Below are 16,107 nucleotides of genomic sequence, written 5' to 3'. Positions count from 1 at the left end.
GCGACCTGACCTGCCCCCCTGGCCGATTTGGCCGCAAGGGGGCAGCGTTCACGGTATTTGTGCCCCGAAACGAACCGGCAGAAAAGGGGGGCGCGTGTCGAAAGGCGCGACCATGGCAAATTGGCCCCGAAACTGCCGGGGGCCCTTTCCGATCCGCGCGCCTTATCGCGTGGTTCGGTCCCCGCTGCCGCGCCGCAGGTGTCAGATCCAGATGCCTGAAAAGACCAGCAGAAGACCCGCCGCCACCATGACCAGGCGCAGCACCGGATGCGCCGTGCCGATAATCGCGTTCGAGATCAGGATCAGGCCGATCCCGACACGGATCACGGCAATGATTGCGGCCAGCGGGCTCTCGGCCAGGCGCAGCAGGTCCGGGTTGGCAATCATGCCCAGCGGTATGATGTAGAGACCGACACCCAGCGCCATGGCGGTCAGCGCCACTTTCAGCCAGTTCTCGCCAATCATGCCGGCGGCGATGAACACCGCGCCGCAGACCGGCGGCGTGATCGTGGACAGCAGTGCGAACCAGAACACGAAAAGATGGGCCTGCAACGGTTCCAGCCCCAGTTGCGTCAATGCCGGCCCCGCCACCGAAACGCAGATCACATAGGCCGCCGTTGTCGGCACCTCCATCCCCAGCAGCAGACAGGCCAGCGCCGTCAGCAACAGCGAGGGCCACAGCAACCCGCCCGATCCCTCCAGGATCAGCGAGGTGATCTTGACCCCAAGCCCGGTGATCGACAGCACCCCGATGATGATGGACGCGCACAGGATGATTGACGCGATCAGCGACACCTGCCGTGCTGCTGTCATCACGGCCATGATCAGCCGTTCGATGATCTGGCTGCTGCGACTTTCGAAATTCCCGTTGATGAACAGCAGCAGGAAACCCGACAGGATGGCCATTGCGGCTGAATATTCCGGGGTAAAACGCGTGCCGAACATGCCCCAGAGCAGGACCGCGAAAGGGACAAGAAAGAACATGGATGTGACGATGACATCGCGCAGGGCGGGATGATCCTCGGCCGCGACGCCGCTCAGGTCGTAGCGTTGTGCATAGGCGTTGATGCCCACCCAGACGGCCATGAAATACAAGAATGCCGGCAGGATCGCGGCGGCCATGATCTGCGTGTAGGGCACGCCCGTCAGTTCGACCATGACGAAGGCCCCTGCCCCCATCAGCGGCGGCATGATCTGCCCACCCGAGGAGGCCACGGCCTCGACCGCCGCCGACAGGCGTTTGGGGTAACCCAGCCGCGTCATGGCCGGCAGGGTGATCGCCCCGGTCGAGGCGACATTGGCCGAGGCAGAGCCCGAGATCGAGCCGAACAGCGCCGAGGAGATGACCGAGACCTTGGCCGCGCCGCCCTTCAGCCGTCCGGCGGCGGCTGTGGCCACGTTCATGAACCCCTGCCCGGCCTCGCCCGCGTTCAGCACCGCACCGAAGATCACGAAGATCGACACCACACCGACCGACACGCCGGTCAGGCTGCCCCAGATCCCGCCCTCGGCAATGGTCAGCGTGCCAAGGTAGCTTTCCAGCGGGGTGCCGGAATGGCCGAACTGGCCCGGAATATGCTGCCCGTAAAGCCCGTAGAGCAATGCCGCCAGCGCCACCAGCGGCAGCGGCCAGCCGATCGTGCGCCGCGCGGTTTCCAGCGTGACCAGCAACAGCACCACGGCGACAGCGATCTGGAAATTCCCCTCGAGAAACCCGTATTGATCGCCAAGCCGGTCATTGTTGAGCGCGATCCATAGCGCGGCCGCCACGCCAAGTGCGGCCAGAACGATACCCGACAGCCAATGCGCCCGCGAGCGCGCCCCCAGCACCAGCGCAAAAGGCAGGATGAAGGCCATGTGCAGCGGTCTGCTGACCAGATTGGGCACGAGCCCGGAAAAAATCAGCGCCAGGTGATAGCCGACAAGCGCCACCGCAAGGCTAAGCCAGAAGGCAGCCGCAAAACGACCCTTGGGAAGTATCTCCATCGCGCGTGCTTTCGGACAGGTTTCGGTTCGGGCGCAGCGCCGTGCCATGCACGGGCTGCGCCCTGAAGCGCCTCAATCGGCGCTTACATCTGCGCGTCGGTCAGCGCGATGCCTGCTTCCTTGTAGTAACGCACCGCACCGGGGTGGATCTTGCCTTCGATGGTGGCGATCAGCGCCGCATCGACGCCGGCCCACCAGGGCGCGGTATCGGCCATCCTGGCCTTGCTGTCCCAGAAGGTCTTGGTCAGGGCATAGGCCGTGTCATCATCCATCTGCGTGGTGGTATAAGCGACCACCGGCAGCGAGGTTGTCACGATATCTTCGGTCTGACCGGCATAGGTGCCGGCCGGGATCGTCAGCCTGGTGCGCTTGGTTGCCGCGACCTGCTCGGGTGTCAGCGACAGGACCGTGACGGGCGTCGAGGCGGCCGCCTCGATCACGTTGGGGGCGGGCCAGGATCCGGCGGTCACGAAACCGTCGATCTGGCCGTTCTTCAGCGCGGCGACCGCATTCGACAGTTCCGCATCGGCAATTGTCACCTTGTCGGTCAGTCCGAAAAGGCCGATGTATTTCTCGCCTTCCGTGGCACCGAAAGACCCTTTGCCCAGCAGGATGGTCTTGCCCTCAAGCCCGGTGATGTCGGTCACGCCGCTCTCTTCGGACATGACGAAATGCATGGTCAGCGACGGGATCGGGAACAGGGCGCGGATCTCGTCGAATTTGGGATCGCCCTTGCCCTCGAACATCGCCTTGCCGGCCTGCGCCAGCCCGACCAGCGACGGCGGGGTGGTGAACACATAGTCGGCGCCGCGTGCGCGTGCTTCCATGACGTTCTGCACCGATCCCTGGCTTTCCTCGATCGTGACGATCACGGCCCCATCGGTCCCGACCTTCATCGCCTCGGCCAGCTCAACGCCCATCTGATAGTAGGAAGACCCGGCCTTGGCCGATTTGTAGGTGATCCGCGTTTCGGCTGATGCGATCCCGGCGCAAAGGCCGGTGACGGCCAGTGCCGTGGTGATCGTGTTGAAAAATGTCATGGTTTTTCTCCTCCTCAGAAAATCTCTCCGGGGATCGTTATATGGATTGCGCGGCATACCGCGAACGCAAATATGCACCCTTCGCGAAAAAACATGGCCCTGGCCCCGCGCAGGACCGGCAGGACAAGATCAGGCCGAAGATACGCTGGCGGCGTTTACCTGCTCGGATCGCCCGAGGCCCAGGCGACGCCATCGCCGCGATCCATCGCGGCCATTTGCGCGAAATCCGCATCGTCGATGGCAAAGGAGAACAGGTCGAGGTTTTGCACCATGCGGGCGGGGTTCAGGCTTTTGGGCAGCACGGCATATCCGTTCTGCACCCCCCAGCGCAGCAAAAGCCGCGCTTCGGAAACCCCGTATTTGCGGGCCAGTTCCGCAAAGACGATCCCGTCGGCCCGCATCTGGTCTGTCTTGGCGCTGGCCTGGCCCGGCTCTGACCGCCAGGTCGAAAGCGGTGCAAGGCTGCTATAGGCGATGGGCGCGATCCCGTGATCCGCCATGTAGGCAACAAGCTCTGGCTTTTGCGACCAGGGGTGCAGTTCGATCTGGTTTGCGTCGGGCATGGGCAGGCCGGCGGATTTGATCTCTTGCAGGTGACCGATATTGAAATTGCTCACCCCGACGGCCCGCGCCTTTCCGGCATCTCTCAGCTGCAAGAGAGCGCGCCACTGGTCCAGCCGCTGGTCGCCGCCACAGGGCGCATGGATGAGGTAGAGATCGACATGATCAAGCCCCAATCGCTTCAGGCTGGCGTCGCATTCGGCAAGGGTCTGCGCGCCGGTTTTGGGCGCATCGCCCCAGGCCGGGTTTCCGGGCCAGAGCTTGGTTGTGACGAACAGGGCGTCCCGCGCCAGCCCCGCCGCCGCAAGACCCAGGCGAATACCTTCGCCGACACCGGCTTCGTTGCGATAGCCCGATGCCGTGTCGATATGGCGATAGCCGCAGGACAGAGCTGCCGAAACCGCCGCAGGGGCCGCATCATCGGCAATCAGATATGTGCCGAACCCGACCGCTGGTATCGACATATCCGCAGTGAGTGGAAAGCTGGGCTGGGCTGCGTTCATGGATCGTCTCCTGATATGTGATGGTGATATGTCGTGGTGGGTCCCATCATAGGGTCGCGCGTTCGGGCCTTCCTGCCCGTTCCTCCGTAAAACCTGCCAATTCCTCCAGACCGTCACATTCCTTGCTGATTTGAACCTCGGGTATTGCTACACCTGTCAAGCAAGGAGATGGCGATGTTGCTTGAACAGATCGAAGCTTTGGCGAAACGCAGCCTTGCAGATTGCTGCAGGAAATCAGCGAAAACGCTACCTCATCTGCATATCGTGCAACGTGACAGGGTCAGCGCGTTCGAGGCCGTGGTCTACAATCCGGTCATCTGTCTGATTCTGCGGGGAAGCAAAGAGACCCATATCGGATCACAATCCGTCTCGCTGCGGCGGGGGGATGCGCTTTTGGTCAGCCATGACCTTCCGGTCACCTCAAGGATCACCGAGGCCAGCCTTGAGACGCCCTATCTTGCGCTGGTCATGACATTGGATTTGGGCACGATCCGCAGCCTTTACGAACAGGTGGGCGAGGCCGTGTCGGACGCTGCGGGCGCACGCGCGCTGACGGCTGGCACCGCACAGACGGAATGGATCGAACCGCTGGCCCGCTATCTGCGCCTGATGGACAACGCGCTGGAAGCGCAGGTGCTTGGCCCGATGATCCTGCGGGAAATCCACTACCGGCTTCTGATGTCGCCCATCGGCGGCATGTTGCGGAACCTTTTGGCGGTGGACAGTCACGCCAGCCGGATTGCGAAAGCCATCGCCCGGATCCGGACCAATTTCAATGAACCGCTGGTCGTGGCCGATCTGGCCCAGCTTGTCGGCATGAGCCCGTCATCCTTTCACGCGCATTTCAAGTCGGTCACAGGCACCACGCCCCTGCAATACCAGAAGGACTTGCGCCTGATCCAGGCACAGACCCTGCTGCGGGACGGCCGCCGGTCGGTTTCGGCGACCAGTTTTGACGTGGGCTATGAAAGCCCCACCCATTTCAGCCGCGACTATGCACGCAAATTCGGCTGCTCTCCTCGGCACCACCTGGCACCGGCGCAATGACGCGCCCAAGCCCAAACACATGTGAGGCACCGCAATGACCGCTGAATTCATGTTCATCACCTTCACGATTTTCCTGGCCGGAATGATCGCGGTGCCGCTGGCCTCGCGGTTCGGGCTGGGGTCGGTGCTTGGCTACCTGATCGCGGGCATCGCGATCGGGCCGGTGCTGCACGGGGCCGGGGTGGATGTGGTCGCGCTTCAGCATTTCACCGAATTCGGTGTGGTCATGATGCTGTTCCTGATCGGGCTGGAGATGCAGCCCAAACTGTTGTGGGCGATGCGGGCGCGGATCTTCGTGATGGGCGGCCTGCAGGTTGGCATCACGGCGCTGGCGGTCATGGCGGTGGCGCTGCTGTTCGGGCAGGCCTGGACCATCGCGCTGGCCATCGGCCTGATCTTTGCACTCTCCTCGACCGCGATTGTCACGCAGACGCTGAACGAAAAGGGCCTGATGCGCAGCGATGGGGGACAGGCCAGCTTTTCGGTGCTGCTGTTCCAGGACATCGCGGTGATCCCGATGCTGGCCTTTATCCCGCTTCTGGCACTTCCCGCGTTGACCGAGGCTTTGCATCACGGCGACGAACAGCATGGCGGCGGGCATGGGGGGGCCGCGCTGAACCTCAACATGGTCGACGGGCTGCCCGGCTGGCAGGCCGCGCTGGTGACGCTTGCGGCAATCGGGCTGGTTATCCTGGCGGGGCGCTACCTGACCGGGCCGATCTTTCGCTATGTGGCGCGGGCGCGCCTGCGCGAGTTGTTCGTCAGCACGGCCTTGATGATGGTCCTGGCCATCGCCCTGTTGATGACAATGGTGGGCCTGTCACCCGCGCTGGGTACATTCCTGGCGGGCGTGGTCATGGCGAACAGCGAATACCGACACGAGTTGGAAAGCGACATCGCGCCGTTCAAGGGGATATTCCTGGGCGTTTTCTTCATAACCGTCGGCGCCAGTATCGATTTTGCGCTGCTCGGCCAGAACCTGGCACTGATCGCCGGGCTGACCCTTGGCCTGATCGCGCTGAAATGCGCGGTCATGCTGGGGCTTGGACGGGTCTTCCGTCTGGCCGGGGGCGACAAGTGGTTGTTTGCACTGGGCCTTGCCCAAGCCGGCGAGTTCGGCTTCGTCCTTGTCTCATTCACGGTGGCCAGTGCCGTGGTGCCCCCTGCGGTGGCTGACATCCTGTTGCTGGTCGTGGCGCTGTCGATGCTGCTGACGCCCGCACTGTTCATTATTTACGACAAGATGATCGCGCCGCGCTATTCACGCCAGCAGGACGGCGAAGCGGACAAGATCGAGTCGGCCTCAAGGATCATTATCGCCGGCCACGGAAGGTTCGGCGGCATCGTCAATCGCGCCTTGCTGGCAGCCGATTACCAGACCACCGTGGTCGACTACAGCCATGAGCAATTGGCCATGCTGCGCCGCTTCGGTCTGAGCGCCTATTTCGGCGACGCCACACGCCCCGATCTGCTGCAGGCGGCGGGCATTGAAAACGCAAGGGTACTGGTCATCGCCATCGACAACAGGCATGCCGCCACCGAACTGGCGCGATACATGCATGAACACCACCCCAAGGTGCATGTCGTCGCCCGCGCCATCGACCGCTGGCATGTCTACGAACTCTGGGCGGCAGGCTGCCGCGACATTATCCGCGAGACCTATGACAGTTCCATCCGCGCCGCGCGATCGGTCTTCGAGGCAATAGGCCACCCGCGCGAGCAGGCCGAACGCATGACAGGTGTTTTCGAGGATTTTGACCGCAAGACCATGCTTGAAACGGCACAAGCCTTTCTGGACAGCGACGACCCACACAGCGAAAACAGCATCTATTCCAAATTGGTGCGTGAGAACATGGACACCTGGGAGGCGGAGCTGAAAGAACAAATGCGCGTCGCAGGCCGTGCATCCTGAAGGGCGGCAAACGGGCGAAGGCGATTTGCGGATGCGATGCTTCCGGTGTCTGGCCGGTCCGCGAAGCGGCCCTGCGGACCTATCCAGTCCTGAGAAGACCCCTCAGGGTAGCGGCGGCCATGCAGTATTCCGAATCTGCCCGATGGTTCCGCGTCCGCGGTGAAGGCAGCGGTGCATGTTTCATCCTGCCCTATTGCAGGTCGCGCAACAGCTCTTCCGCGCGGTCCCGACCCAGCTTGATCTTGCACGCGTCGGTGGCGATACCGGCCCCGGATCCGCCGCCAAAGGTCGCGCCGACATAGTCGCATTGTGCCGTGCGATACGCGGACCAAGCCGCCTGCGCGGCCTCAAGCGCGGGAACAGCCACGGTTCGGCCTGTTATCTCGTCCAGTTCTTGCGCCGAGCCGATCGCGAAGCCGAGGTAGATATCAATTGTCGCGTCCACCCGCTGCAGCGTCTGTGCAACGCATGCGCCGATCTCGACCTGACTGCTTCCGCCACACTCTGTTGCCGGGTCAGCCAAGACAACGCCCGGCACGAAAAGCGACAGCAGAAGTATCGCCGTGATTTTCTTCATGACACCTGACCCCGTCCTTGCTGCCGGCCTGCGGCACAGCCCGCCTTCATTGCCATCAAGCATACAAACCTGGACCTGATCGGGAAACACAAAACCTTTTGCCGTATTCAGCCCGAAGCAAAGGCATGCAATGCCTCTGCACAACGCGCAGTTCCGGCATAGGGGTCGCCGCGCGGTGCATCGGCGCTTTTCACCGCGACGATGCGGCAAGCCATCCCCGCCTTTGCCGATCAGCTCGCCCGCGCACGCCTGTTCTGAACCAGCATCCCGCGACGCGGCGGTCGCAGCGGTGTTCCCAGTTCGAACACCCTTTCCATCAGCGCTTTATGCGTTGGCGGAACCGCATCCAGTACCCGGCCATCGGCAGCAGCGATCTTGATCTGGTAGACCTGAAAAGCGTCGGTGACGATCGTTCCTGACCGCAGATAGGCCGGATCATCCAAAGCATCGGACAGCGGCACAAACGTGACACCTTCGGCGAACAGCCGGGCAAAGAACGCATCCGCAACCTCGGTAAAGAAGGTCAGCGGGTGGATAAGGCCGATACCGATGACGTCATGCCCAAAGACCATTCTGCAGGTCTTGGCATCATGCGCGACCTGCGCGGCGGCATAGTCAACAAACTCTGCCTTCAGGCGTTCGGCCTCTTCCAGGCGTCCGGTTTGCAGCAAATACTGCCAGGCGCGGTCCCATTCCCATTCGTAGAACCAACTGGTGACATCCGCGCTTCGATACGCCAGCCGATCAAGATGCGCGTTCACCTGAACACGCTTTTCTTCCGTATTGCCCCAAAAATCCAGCGGATGCCGGAAAGCGCGCAGCGGGGCTTTGCTGATCCAGGGGGCAAGCAATTCATCAGCAACGGAAACGTCGTGAATGAATGCCGCCGCAGCCGTCTCGTTCAACAAAGGGTGGGTATGGGTATGGTTGCCGATATGGTGGCCAGCCGCGACCCAATCATCCAGGATGCGCGCATATTGAGGATCAACATCCAGCGGCCAGGAATTGGCCAGGGCAAACACACCCGACACGCCGTTCCGGGCAAGAGAAGCCATGATCAGGGCCGCGACGCTATGGGGCGTATGGCCGTCCGGCAGCGCAAGATGGGGGTAGACCGGCAGGTCATCCAGGGTAAAGGCCATACGCATGAAACAGGCTCCTTGAGATCAGGCAAAGCGTCTCACGCGGGTCGCAGGCTGGCAAGAAATATCGGACTGCACGGGTTTTGGCGAAAGCGTGACGCGGGCAACGGCTGTTATTTCCGCGTATTGGGCATGTCGCGCGGCAGGGCAAAAGCCCGTCATGCCTTGTCCCGCAGTCATCAAGCCTTGCGCCCACAGGTTCCAGGCTGTCGGACAAAGAACTGCGACAGAACGCAGAGCGGTTTCTCTTTTCCCGGGTCCGTGCCCAGCCGCATCTTGTAGATTGGAACCGGCAGGTCAGCTGGCGATAGCCCGCTTTGGGGATGGTCTGGCAGCGCAGGTTAAAGAACAGAACAGTTTGCATAATTGACCTTCGTGCAGAGTACAGCGAACGTCCGCTTTCGGCCCAAATCGACCGTGGCGCTTTCGGCCCATAGCGGTAATTCGCGGCTGATGCAGTGAAGGTCTGCTTTGAGCCCATAGATCCGCGACGCTACTGCGCGGCGATTGTCGGCTTAAGCTGTACGGGCGGCAGTTGCGATCTGGCTCATGTGGCGCATGTCTGTGCCACAACAACCTCCCAAAACCTGAATGTGAGGGAACCGTCGCCTGATATCAGCCAATTGTGCGCCCAGCTCGGTCGGATTGCCGTCGTCTAGCTCTTCGGCTTCGTCAAGTTCGGCATGGCTACAGCGTGAGGCATTGGCAATGATACCTTTTATGCGCTGCATCCACGGCGCACCTTCAAGAACTGACGAAAAATGTTCAGGATGCGCACAGTTGATCATAAAGTAGGCTGCATAACCGTCAGTCGCGGCATCGACTTCCGATATTGCTTGCGCGAGTGACTCTCCGGTTGGCAACCGTCCATCAGTTTCCACTGTGAAAGCGATGACCACCGGGAGCCTAAACCGGCGGGCCGACCTGATCATGCCAATCGCTTCGGATGGATACGCCAGAGTGTATCCGCTGATCACATCCACATCAGTTTCTGCCAATATCGATATTTGCTCCGCGTGATAGCGCTCTGCCTGATCCGAGGTCATTTGAGCTTCCGGGGCATAGGCATCTTCGCGCGGTCCGATATTCGCGCTGATGACCGTCGGGCTGTAATCGCTCTCCGACCGGACAGCCGCCATCAAGGAGATGGCGTCCTGATTGAGCTTTTTGAGGTCGTCGGGGGAGTATCCAATTGCAGCCCCCCGATCCCGGTTTGCGACCCATGTCGGGCTTTCAAGAATGACTCCGGCATCCGCTTCCTTGCCTAAAGCGATCAGGTCTTTCAGATACCCTTTGAGAAGCTCTCGTCCCTCTGTGCTTTTCATAAGAGGGTATGAAGCGAAGCCGGGCAGGTCTACGCCCTGATTGAATATCAAGTCGGTTTCCATCCCGGTATAGGCCAAGAACAGGTCGACATTGCTGGGCGGAAAAGAGTCTCGATAAATGGTCATCTAATAGGGCCAGTCATCTTGAATTGCCGTTGCAGCGTAACATGCGGTGCCTCATATGTCACTGATGGCACCTCGTAGAAGCGGTCCTTGGTGCAGCCGCAGCGAAAGCTCACTTCGTCCCGCATACCAGAACTTGGCAGTTCGCGCAGTGAAGGACCGTCATCGGCCCTAACCGGACGTTCGTTGTTGATGCAGCGAATGTCTGCTCCGTGCCCATTCTGACCGATGCTGCACGGCGCACAAATGGCGGTTTTCGGTCAGTCGTCGAAAACGGACGCGATCGATCTGGTTGAAGCGTCTTCGCTTGCCATCGAAACGTACCTGCCCCAACGTAAAGTATCTGCTGGCCGAGGATGACATCGCCTCATCTGCCTCCAGAGGTGCACTTCAGCTTTAGGGGCAGGACATGGATGAACCACGGACCTATCATATCGCAGGAAGCTACTATGAGGCGTGTAACTGTGAAGCTGTTTGCCCCTGTCGGCGGCAGGGGGAGATTCCCGGTGGTCGCTCGACATACGGGGATTGTGATTTCCTTCTGTCGTGGCGCATCACCAAGGGACGCATGGATAGCATCGATCTGTCGGGCCTGAGTGTGTCAATCGCAGGGACCTATAACGATGATGTGGGCGACGATATCTGGTCCGTGTTTATCTACATCGACGAAACCGCTACGCAGCCACAGTTCGATGCTCTGAGCCAAATCTTCAGTGGCCAGACCGGCGGAAATCTGGGTGTGACAGCAAATTTTTCGAGGATCCTCGGGATCAAGCGTGCTGAAATCCGACTTGACCACACCGCTGGAGTCGAAACTATAAAAGTCGGGACATCAGCATCTGCGCAGGTCGTGCGAGACTTTGAATTTGATGGCCTGGTATCCTGCGGGATTCCAGGACACGATCACCCGGGTCAGGAATCCGTCTCGAGCCTGACAGTCGAAGATGCCCCACTGGCATTCAGCTATTCTGAGCGCTGCGGGTTCGCGACCGATTTCGCCTACTGGAACTGATCTGGAAGAAATGGCGATCAGACCCAACCCTGCGAATGGCCCTGACATGCGGAACGGCCTAGCTGCCCTTGTTGTCCTGTCGATGACTGGCTGGGTTCTTGTCCTTTGGTCAGTGGCCAACATGTCCTCTCCCCTGATCAGCCTGATGATGCCGATGACGTCTAATTGGGCGGTAAAGGAGGTCGTTGCCGTCTGGCTGATGTGGGCAGTGATGATGGGCGCGATGATGTTGCCTTCGGCCATTCCAATGTTGGTGATCCATCGGCGGATCGCGGTGAGACGTGACTCTGAAACCCCTCATGCAAATCGCTGGTTCCTAGCTGCGTATCTTCTCACCTGGGCCCTGTTCAGCTTGGCAGCGACAGCCCTGCAATGGAATTTCCAACGTGCAGATGTCCTGTCACATATGCTGAGAGTTCAGGGGGCATTGGTCGGCGGCGGCATCCTCATTGCAGCAGGCATCTTTCAGCTGACCCCGCTCAAGGCCGTATGTCTGCGCAAATGCAGAACTCCAATCGGCTTCTTGCTGACGAACTGGCGTGCTGGCCGCAGGGGGGCATTCCAAATGGGGCTCAAGCACGGATACTACTGCATTGGCTGCTGTTGGTCCCTGATGATGGTATTGTTCGTCGGCGGCGTCATGAGCTTGACGACGATTGCGATCCTTTCGGGGATCGTTGCCCTGGAAAAACTCGCCCCCCGGGGCGAACAGGTCGCAAGACTGGGTGGAGGCTTGCTGATCGCATGGGGCTTGTGGCTGATCTTTCACTGAGACTGGCAGCACGCTTTTTCCAAGTGGCTAATCGGTAAGCCTTTCCAGCTTTACGTAGCCGCTGAAGGCCGCCAAGCGGCCATCTGGCCTGTCGAGCTCAATTGCAGAAAAGTCCGGGTAGCTGACCATCACGCCCCCCCGCAGCGAAAGTCCGCTCTCCGCCCTTCATGTCGGATCCCACACTCCTTGCGCCTGGAAGGGGATAAGCCACAGCAGTCTATGGATCAACTCGCGAGGTTGGTGTTGCAGGTCCCATGATCCTGATGGTGGGGGCTAGCGGTCTCGGAAAATGAGGAAATTCGCAGAAATTGGGACTGTCTTAATTGACGAATCCGGGGGTGTTTCGATGTTAAAAATTCGGTGACAAATCCGGTGACAAATCAAAACGAGGTCGCCCAACAGCTTCCCCAATGACGACTATCACGCTGATTTTATTTGATTTTTTGGTGCCCCCACACGGACTCGAACCGCGGACCCACTGATTACAAATCAGTTGCTCTACCAGCTGAGCTATAGGGGCATTGGGCAGGGATTTACGCAATCGCGTCGCGGGTGGCAAGTGGGTTTGCGCGCTATCGATTGGTTCTTGCCAAAAGTCCCACGGCCGCCAACCCTACCAGGATCACCAGGATCGCGGCGGGGGCTGCGTCGCCAAGGTTTTCAAGGCTGGCCTGATCATGAACCCGCGTCGCCAGCGTATTGTAGTTGAAGGGACGCAACAGAAGCGTGGCGGGCAGTTCCTTGACGCAATCCACGAAAACCAGAAGCAGGGCCGAGGCGACAGAGCCCCGGATCAGCGGATAATAGACCTGCCCGAGCACCTGACCCTGGCTGCGACCCAGCGACCGCGCGGCCATCGGCAGGCTGGGCGACACGCGCCCCATCGCCGCATCGGCCGCCCCTTGGGCTATGGCGAAGAAGCGCACAGTATAGGCCAGCACCAAGGCGGTGGCCGATCCGGTCAACAGCAAGCCCACATCAATGCCCGTCACTGCCTCGACCGTGTCGGCGATCCGATGATCCAGCGCCGCCAGCGGGATCAGCAAGCCCACCCCCAGCACCGCACCCGGCGCCGCATAGCCGATCGTCGTCAGTGGCAGCAGCAAACGAGGCAGTCGGTGGCCCGACAGGCGCACGCCATAGACCATGAAAACCCCCGCCAGGACGGTCACGACCGCGGCCATCCCGCCGACGGTCAGGGTGTTGAACAGCGCGCGCAGCAATGCGGGATCAGCCCAGCGATCCGCATTGTTCAGCGCATGGTAAAGGATCACGCCGGCGGGCAGCACGAAGCCCACGACAAAGGGAACAAGACACAGCAGCGTGGCGGCCCAGCCGGCCGGACCGTGCAATGCCACGCGTTCGACCGCGCGGTGGCGGGTGGACAGATTGAAGAAACGGATGCGGCGGCGGCTGGATTTCTCAAGCCCGACAAGCAGGATCACCAGCACCAGCACCACAGATGCGATCTGTGCGGCCCCGGCCGCATTCCCGGCCTCAAGCCAGACGCTGAAGATCCCCGTCGTCAGGGTCTGCACCGCGAAATAATCGACGGCGCCGAAATCGTTGACTGTCTCCATCATCACGATGGCCATGCCCGCCGCAATCGCGGGGCGCGCCAGTGGCAGGCCCACGCGGACGAAACGGCCCCATGGCCCTGCCCCCAGCGAGCGGGCCACCTCTTCGGCGGCGGCGGATTGTTCGCGGAAGGCGGCGCGCGCCAGCAGGTAGACATAAGGATAAAGCGCCGCTGTCAGCACGAAAATGGCAGAGCCCATCGACCGGATCGGCGGGAACCAGTAATCGCGCGACGTGGTCCAGCCCATCACATGGCGCAACCATGTCTGCACCGGACCCGCATATTCGAAAAGGTCAACCAGCGCATAGGCCCCGACATAGGCCGGGATCGCCAGTGGCAGCAACAGCAGCCATTCCAGCCAGCCCGACAGCGGAAAGCGGTAACGCGACACCAGCCAGGCGGCACCTGTGCCGACAAGCCCCGCCAGAATACCCACGCTCAGCATCAGGACCGCCGTGTTCTTCAGATAACGCGGCAAGGTGGTCGAGATCAGGTGCGGCCAGATGTTCTCACCCGGGGTCAATGCAATCCAGACCACGGACAGGATCGGCAGCACCACGATGGCCGCGATCACCAGGGCCCCAAGGGACCAGGGGCTGAGCAGGGGCGCGATCAGACGGCGCCAACCCGGCTGGGTCCTGTGGGTCAGGGTGATATCGCTCATGGGTGTCTCGCGTCTCCCGCGCGTCGCATTGCAGCGCGTTGAATGCCCGAATACGGTTCAACTGTCCAGAAAAGAGCTTATAGTCCGCAGGATAACTGTCCAGCAAGGCGAGAGAAAGACAGGATGCACATCGTTCTGCACGCGGGCGTTCATGCCACCGACGAGGATCGGCTGATCAAATGCATGCTCAAGAACAAGGAGGCTTTCGGCCAGCTGGGTGTGGCCGTGCCCGGCCCCTCGCGCTATCGGCGGCTGTTGCGCGACACGCTGCATGCGATGAGCCAGGGGGACCCCGCGCAGCATGCCCGCGAAATGCTGCTTGATGAAATCCTGGAAGGCGATCTTCCCGATCGCATGATCCTGTCGAACGACAATTTCTTTTCAGTGCCGAAACTGGCCGTCGGCAAGGGCGTGTTCTATCCCGGCGCCGAGGTGAAACTGGCCCGCATGCGTGAACTGTTCCCGCGTGACCGGATCCAGCTGTGCCTTGCGCTGCGCAATCCCGCGACCTTTCTGCCCGCCGTCTTCGCCCAGGCCCCGGACACCGATCTGTTGGAATTCATGAACGGATCCGAGCCGCTGATTCTGCGTTGGTCGGAATTGCTGACGCGGATTCGCCAGGCCGTACCGGATGTCGACGTCACGGTCTGGTGCAACGAAGATACGCCGCTGATCTGGGCCTATCTGATCCGCGAGATGGCCGGGCTGGAACCCAATACCAAGATCATCGGCGGCTTCGACCTGTTGTCCGAGATCATGTCCGCCGATGGGATGAAACGGTTTCGCGCCTATCTCAAGACGCATCCGGTCATGACCGAGATCCAGAAACGGCGGGTGATCGCGGCGTTTCTGGACAAATACGCCCTCGACGAGGAAATCGTGGAAGAGGTCGACCTGCCGGGCTGGACCGCAGAGCTGATCACGCAGATGACCGAGCTTTACGAAGAAGACATCTTTGCGATCCAGCGCATGCCCGGGGTTGAGATGATCGTCCCCTGATCCGGGCAAGACGCGCGTCCGTCATGCAGGAACGGCGTCCGTCATGCAGGATCGAAATATCGGCCCGAATGCACGTGCGACGCCGCGAACCGCGGCGGTGGAAACAGCCGATGAAGACCGGCAGCTGACCGGGTGGCAAAATGGGCGGCAAAATGGGCCGCAGATCAGATCTTGCGCGGATCAGATCATCCCGAGTGCGGCCTTGTACATTTCCAGGACCGCTTCTTCCTCGGCGATGTCGTCCTTGTCGCGTTTGCGCAGCGAGATGACCTTGCGCAGCACCTTGGTGTCATAGCCACGGCCCTTGGCCTCGGCCATCACTTCCTTCTGGGCGTCGACGATATCCTTCTTTTCGGCCTCCAGGCGCTCGTAGCGTTCGATGAAAGCGCGCAGTTCTTCGGCGGCAACGCTGTAGGTGGCATCGGTGCTGGTGTCGCTCATGGGTATCAGACCTCCGGTTGGATGCCCTTCCCTATCGCCCGCCCCGGCGCCCTGCAAGACCGATGATGCGAAAAGGCGCCGCGTTGCGACACTCGATGCGATGCGCTATGGCACAGGGGCGAAACAGGAGCGGAAACATGCAAGGATTGATTTGGGGTGGTGCGATCGTGTCCGTCGCCGGTCTGTGCGGGTTGGTCTGGTGTATCTTCAAGGTTGCTGCCGCGAAACGCGCCGAGTTGTCAGACGACGACCTGCGCGCCGTGATCCAGGGTGTTGTTCCCATCAACCTGGGGGCGCTGTTCCTGTCGGTGATCGGCCTGATGATGGTCGTGATCGGGGTCTTCCTGAACTGATCACCAGCAAATGGGCCAGCGACTGGGCCCGCGCGTTCGCAGCGGTCTGGGACGGTGCTCCGGCAAGACAG

Annotated in this window: 14 protein-coding genes and 1 tRNA gene; 6 read left to right on the top strand and 9 right to left on the bottom strand. The window is 61.0% G+C overall.

Annotation, left to right across the window (positions count from 1 at the left end):
• Positions 1 to 201 precede the first annotated feature (201 nt).
• The 3 genes from ACFQ3C_RS05815 to ACFQ3C_RS05805 form a co-directional block, all read right to left on the bottom strand.
• Entirely contained in the window at positions 202 to 1,986 is a 1,785-nt protein-coding gene (locus ACFQ3C_RS05815) for a TRAP transporter permease (protein ID WP_380789545.1), read from the bottom strand.
• Between the two features lie 83 nt (positions 1,987 to 2,069).
• Positions 2,070 to 3,026, bottom strand: coding sequence for a TAXI family TRAP transporter solute-binding subunit (locus tag ACFQ3C_RS05810; RefSeq protein WP_380789543.1), 957 nt, complete (start codon positions 3,024 to 3,026; stop codon positions 2,070 to 2,072).
• Positions 3,027 to 3,181: 155 nt separating this feature from the next.
• Positions 3,182 to 4,051: an aldo/keto reductase gene (locus tag ACFQ3C_RS05805; protein ID WP_380789542.1), complete on the bottom strand. Its 870-nt coding sequence runs from the start codon at positions 4,049 to 4,051 to the stop codon at positions 3,182 to 3,184.
• Positions 4,052 to 4,258: 207 nt separating this feature from the next.
• On the opposite strand from ACFQ3C_RS05805, the gene ACFQ3C_RS05800 reads away from it, so the two are divergent.
• Both ACFQ3C_RS05800 and ACFQ3C_RS05795 read left to right on the top strand, forming a co-directional pair.
• Complete coding sequence (locus tag ACFQ3C_RS05800; RefSeq protein WP_380789540.1) at positions 4,259 to 5,137, top strand: AraC family transcriptional regulator; 879 nt, start codon at positions 4,259 to 4,261, stop codon at positions 5,135 to 5,137.
• Between the two features lie 34 nt (positions 5,138 to 5,171).
• A complete protein-coding gene (locus tag ACFQ3C_RS05795) occupies positions 5,172 to 7,049 on the top strand; it encodes a cation:proton antiporter domain-containing protein (protein ID WP_380789539.1) in 1,878 nt (625 codons plus the stop codon).
• 190 nt (positions 7,050 to 7,239) lie between these two features.
• On the opposite strand, the gene ACFQ3C_RS05790 is transcribed toward ACFQ3C_RS05795, so the two are convergent.
• The 3 genes from ACFQ3C_RS05790 to ACFQ3C_RS05780 all read right to left on the bottom strand — a co-directional run bounded on the left by ACFQ3C_RS05790 (position 7,240) and on the right by ACFQ3C_RS05780 (position 10,219).
• Positions 7,240 to 7,626, bottom strand: coding sequence for a lysozyme inhibitor LprI family protein (locus ACFQ3C_RS05790; RefSeq protein WP_380789538.1), 387 nt, complete (start codon positions 7,624 to 7,626; stop codon positions 7,240 to 7,242).
• A gap of 230 nt (positions 7,627 to 7,856) precedes the next feature.
• A complete protein-coding gene (locus ACFQ3C_RS05785) occupies positions 7,857 to 8,768 on the bottom strand; it encodes a polysaccharide deacetylase family protein (protein ID WP_380789818.1) in 912 nt (303 codons plus the stop codon).
• Positions 8,769 to 9,283: 515 nt separating this feature from the next.
• Positions 9,284 to 10,219: a homocysteine S-methyltransferase family protein gene (locus ACFQ3C_RS05780; protein WP_380789537.1), complete on the bottom strand. Its 936-nt coding sequence runs from the start codon at positions 10,217 to 10,219 to the stop codon at positions 9,284 to 9,286.
• Positions 10,220 to 10,625: 406 nt separating this feature from the next.
• On the opposite strand from ACFQ3C_RS05780, the gene ACFQ3C_RS05775 reads away from it, so the two are divergent.
• A complete protein-coding gene (locus ACFQ3C_RS05775) occupies positions 10,626 to 11,228 on the top strand; it encodes a DUF1326 domain-containing protein (protein ID WP_380789535.1) in 603 nt (200 codons plus the stop codon).
• Positions 11,229 to 11,238: 10 nt separating this feature from the next.
• A complete protein-coding gene (locus ACFQ3C_RS05770) occupies positions 11,239 to 12,000 on the top strand; it encodes a DUF2182 domain-containing protein (protein ID WP_380789534.1) in 762 nt (253 codons plus the stop codon).
• Positions 12,001 to 12,444: 444 nt separating this feature from the next.
• On the opposite strand, the gene ACFQ3C_RS05765 is transcribed toward ACFQ3C_RS05770, so the two are convergent.
• Positions 12,445 to 12,520 (bottom strand) — tRNA-Thr (locus ACFQ3C_RS05765).
• Positions 12,521 to 12,572: 52 nt separating this feature from the next.
• The gene (locus tag ACFQ3C_RS05760; RefSeq protein WP_380789533.1) at positions 12,573 to 14,243 is read right to left on the bottom strand and encodes an ABC transporter permease; all 1,671 of its coding nucleotides are present in this window, start codon (positions 14,241 to 14,243) and stop codon (positions 12,573 to 12,575) included.
• Between the two features lie 123 nt (positions 14,244 to 14,366).
• On the opposite strand from ACFQ3C_RS05760, the gene ACFQ3C_RS05755 reads away from it, so the two are divergent.
• Positions 14,367 to 15,242 carry a hypothetical protein gene (locus ACFQ3C_RS05755; RefSeq protein ID WP_380789532.1) on the top strand — a complete coding sequence of 292 codons (876 nt, stop codon included), beginning with the start codon at positions 14,367 to 14,369 and terminating at the stop codon, positions 15,240 to 15,242.
• A gap of 180 nt (positions 15,243 to 15,422) precedes the next feature.
• On the opposite strand, the gene ACFQ3C_RS05750 is transcribed toward ACFQ3C_RS05755, so the two are convergent.
• Positions 15,423 to 15,683, bottom strand: coding sequence for a DUF2312 domain-containing protein (locus ACFQ3C_RS05750; protein ID WP_068291618.1), 261 nt, complete (start codon positions 15,681 to 15,683; stop codon positions 15,423 to 15,425).
• A gap of 137 nt (positions 15,684 to 15,820) precedes the next feature.
• Between ACFQ3C_RS05750 and ACFQ3C_RS05745 the strand changes: the two genes are divergently transcribed.
• Entirely contained in the window at positions 15,821 to 16,036 is a 216-nt protein-coding gene (locus ACFQ3C_RS05745; RefSeq protein WP_380789531.1) for a hypothetical protein, read from the top strand.
• Positions 16,037 to 16,107: the final 71 nt, after the last annotated feature.

Source organism: Seohaeicola saemankumensis (assembly GCF_042678485.1).
GTDB classification, from domain to species: Bacteria; Pseudomonadota; Alphaproteobacteria; order Rhodobacterales; family Rhodobacteraceae; genus Seohaeicola; species Seohaeicola saemankumensis.
The sequence above is the reverse complement of the archived record's forward strand: the minus strand, read 5'-3'. Positions and strand labels throughout refer to the sequence as shown.